At 27.8% G+C, this 21,867-nt stretch carries 19 protein-coding genes and 1 tRNA gene; 17 read left to right on the top strand and 3 right to left on the bottom strand.

Annotated features, from left to right (window positions below):
- Nucleotides 1-265 precede the first annotated feature (265 nt).
- The 8 genes from ilvA (at nt 266) to ACRC03_RS15890 (ending at nt 10,595) form a co-directional block, all read left to right on the top strand.
- Nucleotides 266-1,477, top strand: a complete 1,212-nt coding sequence (ilvA, locus tag ACRC03_RS15925; RefSeq protein ID WP_438653582.1) for a threonine ammonia-lyase — start codon at nt 266-268, stop codon at nt 1,475-1,477.
- Between the two features lie 179 nt (nt 1,478-1,656).
- A complete protein-coding gene (locus tag ACRC03_RS15920; RefSeq protein WP_438653581.1) occupies nt 1,657-2,037 on the top strand; it encodes a RidA family protein in 381 nt (126 codons plus the stop codon).
- A 343-nt stretch (nt 2,038-2,380) separates the two neighbouring features.
- Nucleotides 2,381-3,055: an L-serine ammonia-lyase, iron-sulfur-dependent subunit beta gene (gene sdaAB, locus ACRC03_RS15915; RefSeq protein WP_438653580.1), complete on the top strand. Its 675-nt coding sequence runs from the start codon at nt 2,381-2,383 to the stop codon at nt 3,053-3,055.
- Between the two features lie 19 nt (nt 3,056-3,074).
- Nucleotides 3,075-3,953 (top strand): L-serine ammonia-lyase, iron-sulfur-dependent, subunit alpha, encoded by an 879-nt coding sequence (gene sdaAA / locus ACRC03_RS15910; RefSeq protein WP_438653579.1) that lies wholly within the window; start codon nt 3,075-3,077, stop codon nt 3,951-3,953.
- A 230-nt stretch (nt 3,954-4,183) separates the two neighbouring features.
- Nucleotides 4,184-5,308, top strand: a complete 1,125-nt coding sequence (locus ACRC03_RS15905; protein ID WP_438653578.1) for a hypothetical protein — start codon at nt 4,184-4,186, stop codon at nt 5,306-5,308.
- Between the two features lie 3 nt (nt 5,309-5,311).
- Nucleotides 5,312-7,003 (top strand): Hsp70 family protein, encoded by a 1,692-nt coding sequence (locus tag ACRC03_RS15900; protein ID WP_438653577.1) that lies wholly within the window; start codon nt 5,312-5,314, stop codon nt 7,001-7,003.
- An 11-nt stretch (nt 7,004-7,014) separates the two neighbouring features.
- Nucleotides 7,015-8,622, top strand: a complete 1,608-nt coding sequence (locus ACRC03_RS15895; protein ID WP_438653576.1) for a hypothetical protein — start codon at nt 7,015-7,017, stop codon at nt 8,620-8,622.
- A gap of 2 nt (nt 8,623-8,624) precedes the next feature.
- Nucleotides 8,625-10,595, top strand: a complete 1,971-nt coding sequence (locus ACRC03_RS15890) for an MBL fold metallo-hydrolase (protein WP_438653575.1) — start codon at nt 8,625-8,627, stop codon at nt 10,593-10,595.
- A 61-nt stretch (nt 10,596-10,656) separates the two neighbouring features.
- Here ACRC03_RS15890 and ACRC03_RS15885 read toward each other — a convergent pair whose 3' ends face one another.
- Nucleotides 10,657-11,961: a D-alanyl-D-alanine carboxypeptidase family protein gene (locus ACRC03_RS15885; RefSeq protein ID WP_438653574.1), complete on the bottom strand. Its 1,305-nt coding sequence runs from the start codon at nt 11,959-11,961 to the stop codon at nt 10,657-10,659.
- A gap of 76 nt (nt 11,962-12,037) precedes the next feature.
- On the opposite strand from ACRC03_RS15885, the gene ACRC03_RS15880 reads away from it, so the two are divergent.
- The 4 genes from ACRC03_RS15880 to selB all read left to right on the top strand — a co-directional run bounded on the left by ACRC03_RS15880 (nt 12,038) and on the right by selB (nt 17,156).
- Nucleotides 12,038-12,655 (top strand): DUF655 domain-containing protein, encoded by a 618-nt coding sequence (locus tag ACRC03_RS15880; protein ID WP_438653573.1) that lies wholly within the window; start codon nt 12,038-12,040, stop codon nt 12,653-12,655.
- A gap of 92 nt (nt 12,656-12,747) precedes the next feature.
- Entirely contained in the window at nt 12,748-13,788 is a 1,041-nt protein-coding gene (gene selD / locus ACRC03_RS15875) for a selenide, water dikinase SelD (RefSeq protein WP_438653572.1), read from the top strand.
- 59 nt (nt 13,789-13,847) lie between these two features.
- Nucleotides 13,848-15,257 carry an L-seryl-tRNA(Sec) selenium transferase gene (gene selA, locus ACRC03_RS15870; RefSeq protein ID WP_438653571.1) on the top strand — a complete coding sequence of 470 codons (1,410 nt, stop codon included), beginning with the start codon at nt 13,848-13,850 and terminating at the stop codon, nt 15,255-15,257.
- Between the two features lie 18 nt (nt 15,258-15,275).
- Nucleotides 15,276-17,156 carry a selenocysteine-specific translation elongation factor gene (gene selB / locus ACRC03_RS15865; RefSeq protein ID WP_438653570.1) on the top strand — a complete coding sequence of 627 codons (1,881 nt, stop codon included), beginning with the start codon at nt 15,276-15,278 and terminating at the stop codon, nt 17,154-17,156.
- Nucleotides 17,157-17,268: 112 nt separating this feature from the next.
- Here selB and ACRC03_RS15860 read toward each other — a convergent pair whose 3' ends face one another.
- On the bottom strand, nt 17,269-18,318 hold the full coding sequence (locus tag ACRC03_RS15860; RefSeq protein ID WP_438653569.1) for an FAD:protein FMN transferase: 1,050 nt from the start codon (nt 18,316-18,318) through the stop codon (nt 17,269-17,271).
- A gap of 63 nt (nt 18,319-18,381) precedes the next feature.
- Between ACRC03_RS15860 and ACRC03_RS15855 the strand changes: the two genes are divergently transcribed.
- The 5 genes from ACRC03_RS15855 (at nt 18,382) to ACRC03_RS15835 (ending at nt 21,252) form a co-directional block, all read left to right on the top strand.
- Entirely contained in the window at nt 18,382-18,753 is a 372-nt protein-coding gene (locus ACRC03_RS15855; protein WP_438653568.1) for a NusG domain II-containing protein, read from the top strand.
- A 65-nt stretch (nt 18,754-18,818) separates the two neighbouring features.
- Nucleotides 18,819-19,493, top strand: coding sequence for a uracil-DNA glycosylase (locus tag ACRC03_RS15850; RefSeq protein ID WP_438653567.1), 675 nt, complete (start codon nt 18,819-18,821; stop codon nt 19,491-19,493).
- 184 nt (nt 19,494-19,677) lie between these two features.
- The gene (locus tag ACRC03_RS15845) at nt 19,678-19,995 is read left to right on the top strand and encodes a rhodanese-like domain-containing protein (protein WP_438653566.1); all 318 of its coding nucleotides are present in this window, start codon (nt 19,678-19,680) and stop codon (nt 19,993-19,995) included.
- Nucleotides 19,996-20,201: 206 nt separating this feature from the next.
- Nucleotides 20,202-21,056, top strand: a complete 855-nt coding sequence (locus ACRC03_RS15840; RefSeq protein WP_438653565.1) for a 3D domain-containing protein — start codon at nt 20,202-20,204, stop codon at nt 21,054-21,056.
- A 99-nt stretch (nt 21,057-21,155) separates the two neighbouring features.
- Nucleotides 21,156-21,252, top strand: a tRNA-Sec gene (locus tag ACRC03_RS15835).
- Between the two features lie 17 nt (nt 21,253-21,269).
- Here the strand turns inward: ACRC03_RS15835 and ACRC03_RS15830 are convergent.
- A partial coding sequence (locus tag ACRC03_RS15830; RefSeq protein ID WP_438653564.1) for a hypothetical protein occupies nt 21,270-21,867 on the bottom strand: 598 nt, incomplete at its 5' end.

Raw genomic sequence — 21,867 nt, 5'->3', positions numbered from 1 at the left:
TTAAGGAATTATATTAACTCAAAATGTGAATAAGTTGCTATATTTAAGCAACATCAGACAATATTAAAAAATAAGTATAATCATTGAAAAATGCTTATTAAATTAATAAGTTTAGTAAATTAGCTTAAAATTTAAATCTATTTAGAAAAATTAAAAGATTATGAAATAAAAATTTCGTGTTGATTTTTGTAAAAAAAGAGTATAGAATAAAAATTGTTAGAAAAAAAAATATTAAATTTATATAAATAAAGGGAGACAAAATATAATGACAAAAGTTACTTTACAAGATATACAAGAAGCTAGAGAAACTATAAAAGATATAGTAAAAAAGACAGATATACTAGAAAGTGTTAAATTAAGTGATATGACGGGGGCAAATGTTTTCTACAAATGTGAAAACTTACAAAAAACAGGTTCTTTCAAAGTTAGAGGTGCTTGTAATAAAATAGCAAACTTAACTGAACAAGAAAAAGCAAATGGTGTTATAGCATCAAGTGCAGGAAACCATGCACAAGGTGTTGCATTAGGAGCTAGAATGAGTGGAATAAAAGCTACAATAGTAATGCCAGCTACTGCACCACTTGCAAAAGTTACAGCAACTAAAGGGTACGGAGCTGAAGTAGTACTAAATGGATTAGTATATGATGATGCTTATACAAAGGCGGTAGAATTACAAAAAGAAAGTGGAGCTACTTTTTTACACCCATTCAATGACAAGTATGTTATGGCAGGACAAGGAACAATAGGTCTTGAAATATTTGAACAATTAGATAATAAAGTTGATACTATAATATGCCCGATAGGTGGCGGTGGAATTATCTCTGGGATATCAGTAGCTGCTAAAGCTTTAAATCCAAATGTTAAAATAATAGGGGTGCAAACAGCTAATATACCATCAATGAAAGAATCTATACAAAATGGAAAAGTTACAACTGCATTTAAAGCAGCTACAATAGCTGATGGTATAGCAGTTAAAACTCCTGGAGATATGACCTTTGAAATAATAAAAGAGTTAGTTGATGAAGTTGTTGTTGTTGAGGAAAGTGAAATAGCTCAAGGTATGTTATTCTTAGTAGAAAACCAAAAGTTAGTATCTGAAGGTTCTGGTGCTGTATCGACAGCTGCTTTATTAAGTGGAAAGTATGTACCAACTAAAGATGAAAATGTTGTATGTGTTATATCAGGAGGAAATGTAGATGTAAATACTTTATACAGAGTTATAGGAACTGCATTATGTGAAGAAGGAAGAAGATTCACATTTAAGACAAAAATACAAGATAAGCCAGGTGGATTAGCTGAATTAACAAAAATAGTAAGTGGATTAAATGCTAATATATTAAATGCTAATCTAGGTAGACTTGGAAATACTTTAGGAAGTTTATTCCTTGAAATAGAATTAGAAACATTTAACAATGAACATAAGATGGAAATAAAAGAAGCTGTTGAAAAAGCTGGTTTTAAAATAATGGAAATGTAATTTAATTATAAAAAGTAGAAAAATAAAATACAGACTTAAAATAAAGTATAAAAGATACTATACCTCAAGTCTGTATTTTAAAAAAATATGTACAGAATTACAAATATAATAGTATAATAGAATATGAAAAAGAGTATCATAATACTTAGAGATTTATATTTAAGAGGAGGAATTACAAAATGAAACATCAAGTAATACACACAAATAATGCACCTAAAGCTATAGGACCATATTCACAAGCAGTTAAAGCAGGAAACCTGTTATTTGTATCAGGACAAGTTCCATTCGTACCAGAAACTATGGAAATAGTTGAAGGTGATGTAAAGGCACAAACTGCTCAATCATTAAAAAATGTTCAAGCTATACTTGCTGAGGCAGGATTAGATTTTTCACACGTAGTAAAATCTACTGTATTCATAAAAGATATGAATGAATTTGGAGCTATAAATGAAGTATACGCTGAATATTTTGGAGAAAACAAACCAGCTAGAGCTTGTGTAGAAGTTGCTAGATTACCAAAAGACGTTAGAGTTGAAATAGAAGTAATAGCTGTAATATAATTTTTATAAAATTATTGCAAATTTGACCAGTAATATACTGGTCATTTTAAATTAAACCTAAATATGGAGAATTATTAATTTGGACTTAGGTATAGCTAAGGCTTGGAAGATTTAGGCATTGAGTTAATCAAACAAAGCAGTTTTTTTTATAGATAATTAGTTAGATTTTTTAATGTAAGAATTAAAAAAAGTAAGATTTTGCATATAAAATTAAGGTTATATAGATTAGAATACTATAAATAATTAAAAAAGAGCAAACTAATTTAATATAATGTATGTAAAAACTACATACAATATATTAAATTAATTTAAACAGACACTTAAAGAAGAAAGAGGTAATACAATGGCTAAAGATTATAGCGTATTTGATATCGTAGGTCCAAACATGATAGGACCATCAAGTTCTCATACTGCAGGAGCTGCAAGATTAGGAAAGACTGCATCTAAAATAGCAGGTAAACCTGTTAAAGAAGTTAAATTCTTACTTCATGGATCATTTGCAGAAACATACAAAGGACATGGTACTGATAAGGCAATAGTTGGTGGAATATTAGGTTTTCAACCAGATGATGCTAGAATAAAAAATTCTTTCGACATAGCAAAAGAACAAGGTATTAAATTTGAGTTTATTAAAACTGACTTAGGTGAAAATGTACATCCTAATACAGTAAAAATAGAAATGTTATTAGAAGATGGTTCAATCTCTACAGTTATGGGTGCTTCAATAGGTGGAGGAAATATAAAGCTTACAGAAATGGACGGGTTAGCTTTAGACTTTAATGGATCACGAGCTGCAGTAGTATTAGAAATAAAGGATATTCCAGGTGCGGTATCATTTGTAACTGGATTACTAGCTCATAATAATAAAAATATAGTTACTTTAGCAACGAATAAGCCTGCTAAATCAGAGTACACATTTGTTACAATAGAAACAGATGATCAATTAGAACATGATTTAATAGAACAATTAAAGAAATTTGAAGTAGTAGCTAAAGTTGTAGTTTTAGACAAATTCTAATAGGTAAGGAGAGACAAAAATGAAATATAACTTCACAAGCGGAGCGGAATTATTAGAAAAATGTAATGAATTTAACATGACAATGAGTCAGATATGTATAGAAAGAGAAGCTGAACTTCTTGGAGTAACTAAAGAAGAAGTAAGAGAAAGAATGGCTGTAAGCCTTCAAATAATGAAAGCTGCTACTGAAAAAGCAGTAGAAGAAGATATAAAATCTATGGGTGGACTTATAGGTGGAGAAGCTAAAAAATTAACTAAATATAGAACTTCATCTAGAAGTGTATGCGGAGAATTAATGAATAAGGCTATGGTTGCTGCTATGGGTACTATGGAAGTAAATGCTTCTATGGGATTAATAGTTGCTGCGCCTACAGCGGGTTCTTGTGGAATACTTCCAGGAGCAGTTGTTACTATAGGTAAAGAATATGGATTCTCTGATGAAGAAATGATAGATGCTTTATTTGCTGCATCTGCAATAGGTGTAATAATAACTAGAAATGCAACAGTTTCTGGTGCAGAAGGTGGATGCCAAGCTGAAACTGGAGCGGCAGCTGCTATGGCTTCTGCTGGTGTAGTTGAAATGATGGGTGGATCTGTTGAGCAAGCTGTACATGCAGCATCTCATTGTTTACAAAACGTTATGGGACTTGTATGTGACCCAATAGCTGGACTTGTTGAGGCTCCTTGCCAAGGAAGAAATGCTATAGGTGTTGCTAATGCTTTAATATCTGCTGAATTATGTTTAGCTGGAATATTAAATATAATACCATTTGATGAAACAGTTGCAGCTATGTATAAAGTTGGAAAAACTCTTCCAATGGAGTTAAGAGAAACTGCTTTAGGTGGAGTTGCAGCTACTTGTACAGGATGTTCATTAACAACTAAAATATTTGGATAATATTAAATTATTATAGATACGTTTTAAAGAAGAGTGTAAACATGTTTTTATGTTTACACTCTTCTTTGCGCAAAGGCGCATAATTCTTAGTGACATGAAGTGTTTCGCCGAAACATCGATCAGGCGAAGTGAAATTTTTTATATAAAAAGATAAAAAAATAAAGGGATTCGAACAAAAATATCGAATTAAATCAATTGGATGATTTATGCGAAAAAATGGAGGGGCAAAGGTGAGCAATTTAAAGATAGGTATTAGGGATGTTATTAAAGAGCTAGATATAAATAAAAATAAAGTAGAGTTTACTAATGACTTGAATTTATTTTTAAATGTTATAGCTTTTAATGAGTCAACTAAAGATTATTATGATATTGTAAAAGAAAAATTCGACGATTATATGGGAAAATGGGAACTAGATATAGACATAAGTTTTTCAATTATATCTAAATATATAAAATCTCGTAAGCTTCCTTATAAAATAGCAAAAGATGAGGGGTTTGAACAAATAAAAAGTGAAAAGTTTATAATATCTATGCTTGTAGAATTATATGCAATGAAAATTATAGTTGAAAATAATGAAAACTCTAAGGAGGAAATAAGCAAATTTATATATGGCGAATTTATTAAAAATGGGTTAAATATAAATGAAAAAGATATAATTTTAAATGATTTAGATTATTTATTTAAAGATGTTAAATTATTTTTAATATGCAGAGAAAGTTTAATAAATAGAAAAGAAGAAATAAATCAATCTCTCAATAAAACTATAGGGGCAATAGAAAAAAGAAAAAATATAATATTAAATTTAAATTATAAAATTAATTTCCAGGAAAATATTGACCAATATATGAAACAAGAAAGCCTACAACTTAAAAAAAGAATAGAAAAGTTAGAGAAAGATGTAGAATTAAACAATATCTTAATAGCAGAATATATGGATAGAGAAATAGAACTTCAAAATGAAATAAGTAAATTACAAAAATATAATATAGAGTTAATAGGGTATGGGCAGGAACAGTATGCTAAAGCACTTGTAGATCTGGTTAGAAATATGAATGATTCAACTAATGGAAATTTATTAGATAGATTATACTGTTATTCAAAAGGTTATGAAGAAAAAAGTCTAATATTTGTAGCAAAAAATTTATTTAATGTTTTAAGGCAAGTAGGAATTTATCCAAGAGAAACTATAAGAATAGGTGAGAATGTATCTATAGAAGAGTATTCTTTCTATAATTATAGATTAAACAAAGATATATCAGATATTAAATTATGTGAAGGGGAAGTAGTATATCCTGCGTGGTTTTACAACAATAAAGAAATACTAAAACCTTATGTAACTATAAAGGGGGAGTAAAGAGTGAACATAGAAGCAACAAATGAAACATATTTTGGCATTGACTTAGGAACTACTAATACGGTGGTATCTAAGGGAAATGTATTATTTAATGGATTGATACAGTCTCAAATAATACAAGTTATGCAAGTAGATGAAAATAAATGCCCTACTACTGAATTTATATTACCTTCAGTACTTTATGTAGATGAAAATGGGAAGGAGTACGTAGGTAAAATAGCTAAGGATATAAAATCGAAGGCATCTAAAAAAGTTCTATATAATACTAAGAGATATATTGGGAGTAGCAAAAAATGGTCTTTAGGAGAAAAAGAATATACAGCTAAAGATGTAGCTAAGCAGATTCTTAAGACTTGCAGAGATTCTATGAAAAGGTATAATCAAGGTCAAAATGTTGAAAGTGTAACTATAACTGTTCCTGCATCATTTAATACAGACCAAATAAAAGATACCAAGGATGCAGCTATGGAAATCGGTTTCACTAATGTAAATCTTATACCAGAGCCTACTTCAGCTCTTATCGATTTTATAAACGAGCAATCTAATTTGATAGAAACACAAAGACAAGTAAACCTTACTGAAAGTACTCGTATATTAGTATTTGATTTAGGTGGAGGTACTTGTGATATAGCTATTGTTGATGTCATTCAAAATGGAAGAAAAGTTGAATTTACAGAAGTAGCAATAGGTAGATATGATGAGCTTGGAGGAATAGATTTTGATAATAAAGTAGCGTTAGTGAAGTTACAAGAATTTTTACAAAAATACAATTTAGAATATAACTCTATAGATAAAGAAGATAGAGAAAATATGGTAAGGCATTTAAGGGTATTTGCTGAAAAAGCTAAAGAACGAATTTCCTCGGATATGGAAATGAATTGTTACTTTGGTGAAAGTTTTGACCATTATATAATGAATTTTTATGGAGAAGATCCTATACAATTCTCTATAAACAAAGATGAGTATGATGAATCTATTAAAGACTTTTTTATTAAGTCTAAACCTAGTAACAAAAGATCGGAGGAGGAAACTCAAAAAAATATCGTAGATCCAATATTAAATACCCTAAGAGATTATAACATAAGTAAAGAGAGTATAGATTATTTATTCTTAACAGGTGGAATGACTAAATATCAATTAGTGAGAGATAAAATAAAAGAAATATTAGATTTAGAAGATAAACAAATAATAAACTCTACAGATCCTTTAAGTTCTGTAGCTAAAGGTGCAGCTATATATGATTATTATGAAACTGTAATTAACAGAACTAATATTATATATACAAAAGCTATTGTAGAGGAGGTAACTACAAATATTGCAAAAGAGAAAAAATTTGAGTTAACTCGAGTTTTAGCTGAAGCGATAATGATTGATGTTAAGCAAGGGTTACCTGTAGTAATAATAAACTCAAATCAAGAAGTACCATATGAAGGGAAATTAGAAGGAGCACTTAGAACAACTAGTCCATCTGGGTTAGAAATAAATCTTTATGCGGGTATAGACCAATTCGATTCTAAAATGAGAATACAAAGAAAGTATAAAGCTTATTTCAAAACTCCAAAAAAACCAGGAACACCTATTGATATAAACTTTTCTATAGATAAAGATAAGTATCTAAGATTGTTTGTAGATGTAGATGGAGAAAAAATAGAATTAAAGCAAGAAGTGGACTTAAAAGAAAAAGAGATTATATAGGGGGGATTTTTGTGATATTAAAAAGTTTAGAAGACCTAGAAAAGTATAAAAATAGCATGAGTATCTCAAAACCTTTAGTTAGTCTAAAAGACATAAATGAAGTAAGTGAAGGTGGAGGAGAAAGTACTAATACTTGTAGTAATAAATTATTCTATTGGAATTTTGAGCCATATTACATTGAAGATTTAGTAAGGTGTTATGAAAAGCTAACTATAGGTAATATAAATGCAGCAAGATTACATGAATTAGAAATAGACTTAAAAACTATTTCAGAGGAAATGATTAGTGAAAATACGTGCCCAATAGAAGCTATACTTTATAGTTCTAAGATTGTAAATAACCTATTAATAAATAATAATTCATTAATAGAAACTTTAGGGAATGTTATAGCGCATATTTATTGTAGAAATGAATTTGAATATAAGGATACAGTGAAGTTTATATTAGAAGAATGGTCATGGCCAACTCAAGTTATGATTTTAATAAATGCTTGTGGAAAAATAGGAGATGTAGAATTATTTAAAATAGTTTATGATAGGCACACAAAGGGAGATACAAGATTACAAGCACTAAAGGCATTTATGAGTATTAATAATGAAACTTGTATAGATTATACTTTGAAAATAATTAGCTTAACTGCAGAATCAGATAACACAGAAGTTCAAATGGCTAAGTATTTTATACATAACTATACAAAAAGCTTTGGAAATGAAGCTATAAAAAATGCCAAGGACTATTTAAATGCACCTACTATAAACAAACAAGCTAGAAAAATTATAAGTAGAGTAATACCTAGTGCATCTGAGACAGAGGTTATAACTTTAGATATTATGATAAAAAAAGCTAAAAATTGGGAAGTAGAATATGATTTTGAAGAAATATTTAAAAAATGGATGAATAATAATACTACAAGAAAAAATGCTTTCTTAGCAATTAGATATTCTAATTCACCAAGAGTAGAAGAACTTATTATTAGTATAGTAGATAAATATAACTGTAATTCTATAGAAATAGGAACAGCACTAATAACTTTAGCGCAATGGGGCTCAAGAAGAGGTTGTAGTAAAGACTTTGAAAATCTTATAAAAGAACATAAAAGTGATATTACTAAAAAGGTATATTGTAATGCAGCTATGTGTAGCTTAGGTAGGGAAGAAGATGCTATAGAACTAGTAAAAGAGTTTTTAGAAGAAAACTATTATGATAGTAGGCAAATTTTCTCTATGATAAGAGATTGTGCATACAAAAGCAATCAGTTATTAAGGTATGCAGTGCAAATTGTATATGATGAATACCTTAACAGTAGTGATGACAGAAAAGTTATTAAGGCTATAAATGGAGCATATGAATTGTGTGATAAACCTAAGTTTAACTTCAAAGATATAGCTTTACCATCAATAAAGAGAGCGATAGGATTAAATGAAAATATATCTAAGGAATATTCAGAAGAGGTTTATGCTGCAGTTATAAATTTAGTAGAAAGATTATTAAATGATAAAAATAAAGATGAGTTTATAGATATATTATTTTTCATAATTGAAAATGAAGCTTGTAATCAAAGACTAAAATTCAAAGCTATATCAATGCTGAAAAGACTAAGAGTAGACCCACCTAAATAAATATGTATAAATATAAAGGGGTTTCGATTAGTAAAGAAGAGGTTGAAAAGATAGAAAAAGAAATAGTTTCTACGTTAGAAAGCTTTGAATACAATGATATAGAAAATATAAAAGAAATAGATTACTTTATAGAAAATATTTTGTTTATACAAAAAAGTAAAAAAGATTTTCTGGAATTATTAACATATACAAAGTATAAATTAAAAGAGTATTTATTATCATTCCAATATGGGGTAGAAAGTTTTTCTTTTAATAATAACAGCGTAGGAATAATATATTCTATATTATCTTTGCTTAATTTAAAGTTGTATGAACAAGCAGAATTCATGTTCATGAAAAATGAGGAAAAAATAATTGAAATAATAAACTCAAATAAATCTAATATAGATGATTTTATTGACATATTAATATACTTTAAAATACCAATAACATATGTAGATGATATTAGCGAAAAATTAGATTCACTAAAAGAACAGAGAAAAAAGTATATATATATACTAATTAATCTTATAAATGATAGAAAAACCAATGTAATAGAAAATATTAAACCAGGAAAAAACTGCTTAGATGAGTTAGAACTTGAAGAATATAAAAAATATATGTCTGATATTATTAATATACTTAGAGAATTAAATTTACATCAATTAGAAGAATTGTATAAACTAAAATTAAGTAGTTATGGAGATGAAATTGACTTAATGGGAATGTTGCCTTGTGACAATATTGAAGAATATATAGCTAAAGCATTATTAGAAGGTATAGATATAAATTTAAAAGAAAAAAATTATATCCCACAAACTATTAGCAAGTATAACTTTGAAGATGACTTTATAAAAATAATAAGTTATAAGCCAAAAGCATTGGTAAGTATGCATCTTATAAAAATAAAAGATGAATATATAATAATAGATTGTGGTGCATCTATGTTAAAACAAGAAATAAAAAAGATTGAGATAGAAACATTCTTAGAAGAAAACAATGTAGACTTAAAAAAAATAAAAGCTGTAATTTTAAGTCATGCACATTTAGATCATTATGGCAGTTTAGATTTGGTTCAAAAATATGTAGATAATATTTACATGACAAAGGATACATACCATATTGTAAATATAGTAGCAAAAGACCTTACAATAGATTATAGCAAAATAAACATAAAAAAAGATAATGAAGAATTTATGATCGGTGATTTTAAAGTTAAGTTTTTTCCTAGTAATCATATAAAGGGTTCGATAGGTGTTTGTATAGAATATGAAAATAAGAGAGTAGTTTACACTGGAGATTTTTCTTTTAATAGCCAGGCAACAACACAGTATATAGATGAAAAAACATTTTTACAATTTAAAGATGCAGATTATCTAATAATAGAATCAACTTATGGAAACAAAGATATAGACTTACCATATCTATACAAGAAAAAACTTTTAAATTATTTTGTTAGTTTATCGGTAAAAAATGAAGTCAAGGTTATTATACCGTCATTTGCTATAGGAGTAGCTCAAGAATGTTATGATTTGATTAATAATAGTACTACTAAAGCCAGTGTTTTAGTAGATGGATTGGCAATCAAAGTGAATGAATATTACAATAAAGTAGAAAAAAAGTTTAGTATAAATGAGCAGTTAATTTACAATGTAGACAAAGATATTCATGATAGGTACTATGAAAGTGACGTTATAATCGCTACAGGTGGAATAATAAATGAAGGTAGTATAGCAGAGAAATACTATAAATTAGCACTGAATGATAAAAATATGGTAACTATATTAAAGTGTGGATATATTGATAAAGATACTATAGATAAAAAAATAAAACCATATGATGCTATGGATATAAACTTAATTGACATTAGTTTAGTATCTCATGCTCAATATGGAGATTTAATTAAAACTGTAAATGCTATAAGACCCAAAAACTTAATTATGGTTCATGGTAGTGGAATTAAACTGTATGATAAAGTAATTGAGGAAAAATAAAAAGGCTATTGCTTATGATTTGAAATGAACCATAAGCAATAGTCTTTTTTTATAGTTGTAATTATCTACGTCTTCTTCTGTTTTTTTTAGAATAAATTGATTTATTTGATTTTCTAGATTTTTTTCTAATAATAATAATTATAAATGTTATAAGCACGACACATAAAATAAATGAAGCTATTTTAAGTGTATTTATCAGTACTCTATTTTCTGTAATAAAACTAAATATACTATTAACATTATCTTTTGCAACTAAATCCATAGTATGTTCAAGTTTTTTTCCGTTATAGATTTCAAAGGTACCGACTTTATCAGCTTTTTTTATAGGTAATTTAATATCAGCTAAATTTACATTTACTGTATATTCACTTTCTTTTGTTCCTTTAGGTAAAACTAATTTATAACTATATTCAGGTGAGTAAATCAATTCTTTTTCTTTACTGAATGGAACTCTTTTACTATTAACGTAATTTTCTTTATCTACTAAAGTAGTAGAGTAATAATTATCGAAACCGTAATCTAATAGAGTTCTAGAGTCTAAGTATAAATCATTTCCGTTAGTTTTAAACACAGCAGATATAAGCCTCATATTGTCTTTTACAGCACTAGAAACAAGGCATCTTCCTGCATCATCAGTGTATCCAGTTTTTACGCCATCAACTATATCATATTCAATAGGTATTTCTTTTCCTTTATAGTCGATTTTTTCATTTGAATTTAGAAATTTATTAGTACTTCTAAAATCTCTTACTGAAGGAAAAACTTCAGAAGCTTCAAATTTTATAGAAGGCGTTTTAACTATACTTCTAAAAATCTCATTATTCATAGCTTTTCTAGCCATAAGAGCCATGTCGTGAGCTGTGGTATAATGATCTAAATCAGGTAAACCATGAGCATTATTGAAATGAGTGTTTTTGGCACCGATTAATTTAGCCTCTTCATTCATAAGTTGAACAAATTTTTCTTCAGAACCACTTACATACATAGCAAGAGCTACTGAAGCATCGTTAGAAGAATGAATTAACACCCCATCTAATAATTGTTTGACAGTGAAAGATTCACCATTTTTTAAGTACATACTAGAGCCCTCAACAACAGGTAAATCTTTTATCACTACTACTTTATTTAAATCTGAAACATGCTTTAAAACTACATAAGCAGTCCAAATTTTTGTAGTTGAAGCTGGATAAAGTTTATTATTAGCATTCTTTTCGTATAAAATTTTTCCTGTTTCATAATCCATTAATACTGCATATTGAGCAGTTAAGTTAGGATTGCTACTTGTAGCAAAGGAATTGGTTGTAGCACCTAAACAATAGGTGAAGGCTATAAGTAATGATGCTAAAAGAGATAAAATTCTATTCATCTGATAACCTCCCAATTAAACTTATATTTTAGTATAACATATTTTTGGTAATAATTAAAATAAAGGAGTGATTAAATTGAATAAAATATGGAAAATTGCTATATTTTTAACTTTGTTAATTTTTGGTGTAGGGGGTATAATATACAATCAAAGTTCAAATATAAAAGAGGATGTTTTCGTTGTAAGTAAAGCGGAACAGATCAATAAAGATAATGATGTAAAGGAAGTAAATTATGATCTCAAAGATAATAATTTAAAAAAGAACATAACTATTTTCATTAGTGGAGAAGTGAAGAATCCAGGTGTAGTTACTATAGAAAGTGATAAAAGATTATCTGATGCAGTTAATAAATTAGGTGGGGTTACTAATGAGGCAGATTTAAATAGAATAAATTTGGCTATAAAAATAAAAGATGAGCAACACTACATAGTACCTAAAGTAGGAGAAAATATAGTTGCGAATAGTGAAACCAATCAAATTGTAAATCAAGTAGAAAACGCAAAAATAAATATAAATTTAGCCACAGTAGAAGAATTAGATAAGCTTCCAGGTGTAGGAGAAGCTACAGCAAATAAAATAATAAGTTATAGAGAAGAAAAAGGCAAATTTAAATCTATAGAAGAGATAAAAAATGTAAATGGTATAGGAGACAAAAAATACAAAGATTTAAAGGACAAAATAGACTTAGATTAAAAAATGTATATATAAAAGAGTATAATGTTAAATAAATACATAAAAATATGATATTATATTTATGTAAAAGATATTAATAAGGAGGCTTAGTTATGGAAACTTTAATAAGACTTACAGACCTGACTACATCTGGAGGCTGAGCAGCCAAAATAGGGCCAGAGGTTCTGGCGTCAGTACTATGTCAACTGCCTAAAAATGAAGATACAGGTAAGTTGTTAGTTGGTTTAGATACATCAGATGATGCAGCAGTTTATAAATTAAATGAAGAAATGGCATTAATTCAAACTTTAGATTTTTTTACACCTATGCTAGATGATCCATATATATTTGGCCAAATAGCTGCAGCTAATTCATTATCAGATGTATATGCTATGGGAGGAAAACCTCTAGTAGCTATGAACATAGTGTGTTTCCCAGCTTGTCAAGATATGAATGTATTAGCAGAAATATTAAAAGGTGGATTTGATAAAGTAAAAGAAAGTGGAGCTCTTTTAGTTGGAGGACATACTGTAGATGATAAAGAGCCTAAGTATGGACTTTCGGTTTCTGGTATGGTTCATCCTGACAAAGTACTTTCTAATGCAACTGCAAAATGTGGAGATAAATTAATTATTACAAAACCAATTGGTACAGGGGTGCTAAATACTGCAATGAAAGAAGGATTAGTATCTCAAAGTACTGTGAATAAAATCATAGAAGTGATGACTCACTTAAATAAATATGCAGCGATGAGTTTTGACAAAATAGATGTAAATTCAGTAACGGATGTAACTGGATTTGGTTTACTTGGACATGCATTAGAGATGGCAAAGGCATCTAATGTAAGTATAGAACTATATGCAAAAGAAGTACCAATATTAGATGAAGCTATAGAAATGGCAAATATGGGTATAATTCCAGCTGGAATGTATAGAAATAAACAGTATATATCAAAAGATGTAGAAGTGAAAAATATTGAAGTAGCTCTAGAAGATATACTTTATGACCCTCAAACATCAGGAGGACTTTTGATATCTGTAAGATCAGACTTAGCTGAAAAACTTATAGAAGATATGAAATTAAATGGAGCAATAGAAGCAAAAATTATAGGAACAGTTAAACCAAAAGAGAATAAATATATTACAGTTATATAAAAATCATATTTATATATAACAAGGGGATGCAAAATATAAATTAAATTAGAGAAAGAGTGATGATTTTGAATAAAAAAGAGTTATTTGCTAGCTTACCTTCTGTTGATGAAGTTTTAGGGGATAATAGAATTGTAGAAACATTGAAAGTATATCCAAGAAGCTTAGTATTGGATTCAATAAGAAAGACCATTAATTTATATAGAGAACAAATAAAAAAATTAAATGAAGAAGAAACAAAAAAGTTTGAAGTTGTTTTTGATAAAATAATAAATAATACACTAGAACTAATAGAAGTTAACTACTCATTATCATTAAAAAAAGTAATAAATGGAACAGGAATAGTAGTGCATACTAATTTAGGAAGGTCTTTGCTTAGCGAAACTATAAAAGATGAAGTATGGAACAGTGCATCTAGATACTCTAACCTAGAATATGATTTAGAAAAAGGAGATAGAGGCTCTAGATATACTCATCTAACTAATATAATAAAAAGACTTACTAATGCAGAAGATGTACTAGTTGTAAATAATAATGCAGCAGCAGTACTTTTAGTATTGAATACATTAGCTAAAGAAGGAGAGGCTATAGTTTCAAGAGGAGAGTTAGTAGAAGTTGGCGGAGCATTTAGAATACCAAGTATTATGGAGCTAAGTGGAGCAAAATTAGTAGAAGTTGGAGCAACTAACAAGACGCATTTAAAAGACTATGAAGAAGCTATAAATGAAGAAACTAAAGTATTAATGAAAGTACACACAAGTAATTACAGGATCTTAGGTTTTACTCAAAGTGTAGAGATAGATGAATTAGCTAAACTGGGAAAAAAATATAAAGTTCCTGTTATAGAAGATTTAGGAAGTGGTGTATTTGTAGATTTATCTAAATATGGTTTATCATATGAACCTACAGTTTTAGATTCATTAAATAAAGGTGCAGATATAGTTACTTTTAGTGGTGATAAAATGCTAGGTGGACCTCAAGCAGGTATCATAGTTGGTAAAAAAGAGTATATAGAGAAAATGAAAAAAAATCAACTTACGAGAGCATTGAGAGTAGATAAACTTACAATATGTGCCTTAGAAGCTACACTAAGAATGTATTTAGATGAGGAAAAAGCTATAAAAAATATACCTACATTAAGAATGTTAACATATTCGGAAGAAGAAATAATAGAGAAATCTAATATGTTATTCAATGAAATCAAAAATAAAGAACTAAATATAAATATACACATAGAAGATGGACTTTCTCAAGTTGGTGGAGGTTCAATGCCTTTAGAAATTATCAAATCTAAGGTTATAGCTATAAAACCTAATAATATTAATGTATCAACTTTAGAAAGAAAACTTAGAGAAGGAAAACACCATATAATAGGAAGAATCTATGATGATAAATATATATTAGATGTTAGAACAATATTTGAAGATGAATTTGAAATTATAGTTGAAGAATTAGAAAAAGCTTTAAAGTAAAACGGATAGGGGGGTAATATGAATAATATAGTTGTAGGAACTGCAGGCCATATAGATCATGGTAAAACAACTTTAGTAAAAGCGCTTACAGGTAGAGATACAGATACTTTAGCTGAAGAAAAAAAGAGAGGAATCTCTATAAATCTAGGTTTCACATATTTTGATTTGCCAAGCAAAAAGAGAGTAGGAATTGTTGATGTACCTGGGCATGAGAAGTTTATAAAAAATATGTTAGCAGGTGCATGTGGTATAGATATAGTACTTTTTGTAGTAGCAGCGGATGAAGGTGTTATGCCTCAAACTGTTGAGCATTTAGATATACTTACTTTTTTAAATATAAAAAAAGGAATAATAGTACTTACCAAATGTGATACAGTAGATGAAGAATTTATAGAACTTGCAAAAGAAGATATAAGAGAAAAAGTAGAAGGAACCTTCCTAGAAAATGCTGATATGGTAGAAATAGATTCTATTTCTAAAAGAGGTATAGATACATTAATAGAAAAAATAGATTCTATGAGTGATGGCCTTGAAGATAAAAATTGTAATTCTCCTGCGAGGCTTAATATAGATAGAGTCTTTTCTATAAAAGGGTTTGGAACGGTTTTAACAGGAACACTTATTGAAGGAAAAATAAGTGTTGATGATGAACTTGTAATTTACCCTAAAAATATAAAAGTAAAAACTAGAAGCATACAAGTACATGGACAAGATGTAGAGGCTGCATATACAGGTCAAAGAACTGCTATAAATATATCAAATGTAAAAGTAGAAGAAATAACAAGAGGAGATGTTTTAGCATCGCCAAATTCCTTGGAAGAAGGCATGATGCTAGATGTTAAAATATCTTTAGCTAATCATAATAATATTACTCTAAAGCACTGGGATAGACTAAGAATATATCATGGAGCTAGAGAAATACTATGTAGAGTAGTTCCTTTAAATGAAGAAGTAATAGAAGGTGGAGAAAGTGCATATGCTCAGCTAAGATTAGAAGAAAGTATAGTTGCAAAAAAAGGCGATAATTTTGTACTTAGAAATTACTCACCTCTTGAAACTATAGGAGGCGGAGTAATAATAGATATAGCACATAAAAAGCATAAGAGATTTGATGAAAATGTGTTAAACTCTATTCAAGTAAAAGAAAAAGGTGACCTTAAGGACATATTAGAGGAATACTTAAAAAGAAGCTTAAATAGTTACCCAACTATAAAAGAAATCATGAGTTATAGTGGAGAAAGTGAAGAAAATATAAAGATTGCTATTGATAAGTTAATACAAGAAAATAGATTAGTAGTTATAAATAATATGTATATGCATATAAATCAGTATGAAAAACTAAAAGAAAATATATTAAAACTGCTAGAAGGATACCATAAGAAAAATAGACTTAAAAAAGGAATAATAAAAGAAGAATTAAGATCTAAAATAGAAAATAAATTCAAGTCTAGAGAAATGGATATGCTATTAGAAATTTTATATAGTAAAAAACTAATAAAAGTAGTAGAAAACGTAGTTTCATTATATGGCTATGAGATTACATTAAATAGTAAACAATTAGAAATAAAAAATAAAATACAAGCGAAGCTAAAAGCTTGTGGTTTAAATTCTATATTAACTATAAATGATATCTGTGAAAATAATTACTATGAAGAAGTCATAGAATTTATGATAGATGAAACCATAGAAAAATTAGATGATAAACATATTATGGATAAAGAAATTTACGAAAATACTAAAGATGATTTGATAGATTATCTAGAGAAAAATAAAGAGATTACATTAGGTGATTATAGAGATTTAGTTAATTCTAGTAGAAAGAACTGTATGATAATCCTAGAAAACTTCGATAGAAACAAAATAACAAAAAGAGATGATAATAAGAGAACTTTATTCTAATATATCTATAAAAAAATAGTATAGCTCTGTACTCCATCCAAATTGTTGGACTTAAAATCTAATGTGGGGAGGGGATATGGCTATACTATTTTTATTGCAAGTATATATGTATTTATTTATTTATAATTGTAAAACTAGTATCATTTAGCACGAAATTATCTTTTATTCCTTTAGTTAAATAAATTTTTTTATCTCTTGTTATAAAAATAGCATCAACATTATCTAAATTATTTACAAGTTCTAGGCCTTTATCTAATCCTAGACCAAATGCAGAGGTAGATAAAGCATCACAGTTCATTGATATTGTAGAAATAATAGTAACACTACTTAAATTATTATCAAAAGGATAGCCTGTAGAAGGATTAATCATATGATGATAAATTTTATTGTTTTTTTCAATATATCTTTCATAGATACCAGATGTAACAACAGAAACATTAGAAGCTTCTATAGAACCTATAGCGTTACCTCTAGGCTGTGTTGGATCTTGAATGCCTATATTAAAAGGAGTTTTATCTTCTTTATTACCTAAAACATAAATATTCCCTCCTAAATTTATTATAGCATTGTCAACTTCTTGACTTCTCAGATATGAAGCTATTTTATCTGCTGCAAAACCTTTTGCTATTCCACCTAAATCTATTTCCATGTTAGGGTTAGCTAATTTTATAGAAAGATTTTTTTCGTCTAAAAGTATATTTTTATAGTTTACAAGAGGTAGTATATTTTTTATTTCCAAAGAAGAAGGTACTCTTGCTTTATCTGTACCTATTGCCCATAAATCTACAACAGGGCCTATAGTTATGTCAAAAGTTCCTTTAGAAATAGCTCCATATTTTATAGCAGTCTTAATAAGCTCAAAAGTATCAGGAGAAACCTTAACAAAATCCTTACCTGCACTTTGGTTTATTTGATTGATTTCACTGGTTGAAATATGTGTACTCATTCTATTTGTAATATCGTTTAAGATATTTCCGCATTGATTAAGCACTTTGTTGCTTTTTTCTTCGTCTTTGCTAAATATAGTAATTTCATTTACTGTACCTAAAGCAAAGTAATCTTTATTAAAGGATTTAAGCTTATTATTTATGTTATAGGTATAAATACCTACTACTCCTAAAATTATTGCAACGAATATAAATATTACTTTTTTGTCTTTCATAATGTATCCCCCCAATAAATTATGTTATATTTAATTATAACATAATTTGTTGGGGGTAGTTGTATGAGGAAGAAAGATGTAATTTTAATTATTGTAGTGTTAATAATATCTTTTATTTTTATAGGAATAAACAACATTAGAAACTCAAAAACTATAGATACTGTAGAAATTTATGTAAATAATAAGCTATACAGGAGTATCCCTATAAACAAAAAAGAAGAAATAAAAATACAAAAGGGGAAAGATTATAATATAGTTAAAGTACATGATAAGGGTGTAGAAATGCTTGATTCTTCTTGCCCTGATAAAGTATGCGTTCATACTGGGTTTATAGATAAACCATCAAAAAGTATAGTATGTATACCAAATAAGGTTAATATAAAAATGAAGACAAAGGATACAAATAATCAGAAGGAAGATGTAGTAGTAAATTAAGCAAACTAAGGGTAGTTTTGAACTACTATTTTTACAAAATAAATAAACTAAGCAGGTGATGTTATATGGTAGAATTAGCAAATGATTGGGATGAATTACTAAAAGATGAATTTGAAAAAGAATATTATTTAAACCTAAAAGAATTTTTAAAAGAAGAGTACAGTACTAGAATTATATATCCAAATCTAAATAATATATTTGAAGCTTTAAAGCGTACTTCATATAAAGATACTAAAATATTAATACTTGGGCAGGATCCTTATCATGGTGAAAATCAAGCTCATGGGATGGCTTTTTCAGTTCAACCTAATGTAAAAACTCCTCCATCTCTACTAAATATATATAAAGAATTGAGGAATGATTTAGGTTGCTTTATACCTAATAATGGATATTTAATGCCTTGGGCAGAACAAGGAGTGTTGCTACTAAATACAGCACTTACCGTAAGAGCTGACGAAGCTAACTCACATAGAAATAAAGGTTGGGAGATTTTTACTGACAAAGTAATAGAAGTGCTGAATGAGCGTGAAAATCCAGTTATATTTGTTCTATGGGGAGCTAATGCAAGAAAGAAAAAAGATTTAATAGATTTAAAGAGACATTATGTATTAGAAGCACCGCATCCAAGTCCGTTATCTGCAAGTAGAGGGTTCTTTGGATGTAAACATTTTTCTGAAATAAATGATATTCTTAAAGAATTAGGTAAAGTACCTATAGATTGGCAAATAAATAATATATAAATATAGAGAGAATATATCTAAATAATTGAATCTTATTTAGGAATATTCTTTTTTTGTATAGAAAAAAGTCTATTTAATGAATTATAATAAGTGAAATTGTTATAAAAGAGAGTTAGTTAGTATATAGTGTAACATTTTGTAAAAAAAATAATAAAATAATACTATACAACAAGGAGGATGACCTATGGGAGTAGTAGTTTTAAAAGGAAATAAAGTTAAACAGATGATAGATAACAAAGAATTTGATTTAATTATAGATTTAAGAAATAGAGAAAATTATTTAGCAGGACATCTGCCTAATGCAATTAATATACCTTTAAATGAAATTCCGGATAATATGGACTACTTAAACCAATATAAAGTTAAATCAATCATAATGTATTGTGGAATAGGGATACAAAGTAGAAGTGCAGCAAAAGTCCTTGCTTTAAATGGATTTGAAAAAATATATAGTTTATCTAATGGAATCAAAGAATACAAGTATGAATTAGTAAGTGAATAATAGTAAAAAAATGAAATAAAAAGAATATGCTTAAGTAGTTGAAAAAACTAATTAAGCATATTCTTTTTATTTTGTCAAGTTGACAAAAGGTATCAAAATAGTTACAATTTAGTTACATCATAGTTACAAAATGATTATAATCTTAAATCGAAATAATGAATTGAACTTAAAATATAAATTTAATAAAGATAGAAAAGGAGAATATTATGAACTTTAAGAATAATAAAAAAATAAAAGTCTCGGTCTTGGCCACAATAGTATCAGTTGGAGCTTTAGTGACAGGATATTTGGCCCTAAATAAAGATGTAACATTAATAGTAAGAGGTAAAGAGAGTTCTATATCTACATTTAAGTCAAATGTAAAAGAGGTTTTAGAAGAGCAAAATGTTAAATATGACGGTAATGATATAATAAGTTTAGCATTAGGTACTAAAATAAAAGACGGAACTAAAATAGAAATTACAGATGTAAAAGAAGAAATTGTTAGAGAAAGTAATGAAGTTCCTTTTGAAGTAAATATAGTAGAAGATGCTAACTTATTAAAAGGAAACTCTAAAGTAGAAACAGAAGGCAAAGAAGGAACTAATGAATTAGTATATAAAATAACATATCATAACGGAAAAAAGGTAGAAAAAACTTTTGTAGAAGAAGTTGTGACAGCAAAGGCTGTCAATAGAGTTGTTAAAAAAGGTACAAAAGTAGAAGTTCAAGTAGCTTCATCAAGAGGAGAAATTTCAAGAGTACAAGCTTCTTCTACTCCTAACAATAGCAGCAGTAATTCAAATAATAGCAATAGAAAACAAATGACAGTTGTAGCTACTGCATATTCAGGACATTCAATAACGTCAACTGGAACAACTCCAAAATGGGGAACTATAGCAGTAGACCCTAAGGTAATACCTTATGGAACGAAAGTTTATATACCTCAATTTGATATGACATTTATAGCAGAAGATACGGGCGGTGCTATAAAAGGAAATAAAATAGATATATTTATGCTAGATGAATCTAAAGTTAAAAATTGGGGTAGAAAAACAATAGATATATATATAGTAGGATAAAAAGAATAGCTAATAGCTATTCTTTTTATTTATTCAGAACTAAAAATTGCAAAAAAAAAATAATTATGGTATAATAAGAACATAAAAAATAATTTTTATGGGAGTGGATGGGTGCTGGTGTGCCCTCTAGTCTTCAAAACTAGTATGAGGAGTTAGGAGCTTCTTGGGTGGGTTCAATTCCCACGCATTCCCGCCAATTATAAAAAAGAACTTTTAGGAGTTCTTTTTTTGTTTTACTATTTCTATTTTTAAAATAGAAAATTTTTGAGTGTTATGATTCCATTGATAAGTTTCTTTTTGTGTAATTTTGTTATATTCAATAAAATTATTATCTAAGTCAGATATAGAAGAATTTTGATATTTAGTAATTGTTGTAATACATAATATTCTAGGTATATCACCATTTAAACAATCAATAGAGCATTTTTCAATTTCTTTGAAGGTGGAATTATCATTAGTAATAATTTTTTCTAAATAAATACTTTTCTTAAAAACAGAAACATATCTATTATTTTCCTTTGCAAAAACTTGAAAATATTTATTTTCACTAAACTCGCTTGAAATATTAGTAATTGACTGTTCAATTATTAAAAAATCTTTATATCTATAAATGTTGTCAATGGATGATAAATTATCTATAGTATATTGATATTTATAGTTATTAGTGTCAATTTTTTTATAAATAGCTATAAAAGATACATTTTCAGGTAATGATAAAATAAAATATACGTTATCTTTTTCGTCATTAGGAAGAGATTCAACAACCTTTAAATTTATATAATCTACATATTTAATTAGATTATTTTTATTA

The sequence above is a fragment of the Romboutsia sp. genome, from assembly GCF_051659545.1.
Taxonomy (GTDB): domain Bacteria; phylum Bacillota; class Clostridia; order Peptostreptococcales; family Peptostreptococcaceae; genus JBOFOR01.
This window is presented reverse-complemented; position numbering and strand designations above follow the sequence as displayed.

Bases quoted from the DNA above. Each gene is read 5' to 3' on its own strand.
- sdaAB (WP_438653580.1), top strand. From the start codon at position 2,381: ATGGCTAAAGATTATAGCGTATTTGATATCGTAGGTCCAAACATGATA.
- ACRC03_RS15920 (WP_438653581.1), top strand. From the start codon at position 1,657: ATGAAACATCAAGTAATACACACAAATAATGCACCTAAAGCTATAGGA.
- selA (WP_438653571.1), top strand. From the start codon at position 13,848: ATGATTTTGAATAAAAAAGAGTTATTTGCTAGCTTACCTTCTGTTGAT.
- selB (WP_438653570.1), top strand. From the start codon at position 15,276: ATGAATAATATAGTTGTAGGAACTGCAGGCCATATAGATCATGGTAAA.
- sdaAA (WP_438653579.1), top strand. From the start codon at position 3,075: ATGAAATATAACTTCACAAGCGGAGCGGAATTATTAGAAAAATGTAAT.
- ACRC03_RS15840 (WP_438653565.1), top strand. From the start codon at position 20,202: ATGAACTTTAAGAATAATAAAAAAATAAAAGTCTCGGTCTTGGCCACA.
- ACRC03_RS15890 (WP_438653575.1), top strand. From the start codon at position 8,625: ATGTATAAATATAAAGGGGTTTCGATTAGTAAAGAAGAGGTTGAAAAG.
- ACRC03_RS15850 (WP_438653567.1), top strand. From the start codon at position 18,819: ATGGTAGAATTAGCAAATGATTGGGATGAATTACTAAAAGATGAATTT.
- ACRC03_RS15845 (WP_438653566.1), top strand. From the start codon at position 19,678: ATGGGAGTAGTAGTTTTAAAAGGAAATAAAGTTAAACAGATGATAGAT.
- ACRC03_RS15885 (WP_438653574.1), bottom strand. From the start codon at position 11,961: ATGAATAGAATTTTATCTCTTTTAGCATCATTACTTATAGCCTTCACC.
- ACRC03_RS15855 (WP_438653568.1), top strand. From the start codon at position 18,382: ATGAGGAAGAAAGATGTAATTTTAATTATTGTAGTGTTAATAATATCT.
- ACRC03_RS15860 (WP_438653569.1), bottom strand. From the start codon at position 18,318: ATGAAAGACAAAAAAGTAATATTTATATTCGTTGCAATAATTTTAGGA.
- ilvA (WP_438653582.1), top strand. From the start codon at position 266: ATGACAAAAGTTACTTTACAAGATATACAAGAAGCTAGAGAAACTATA.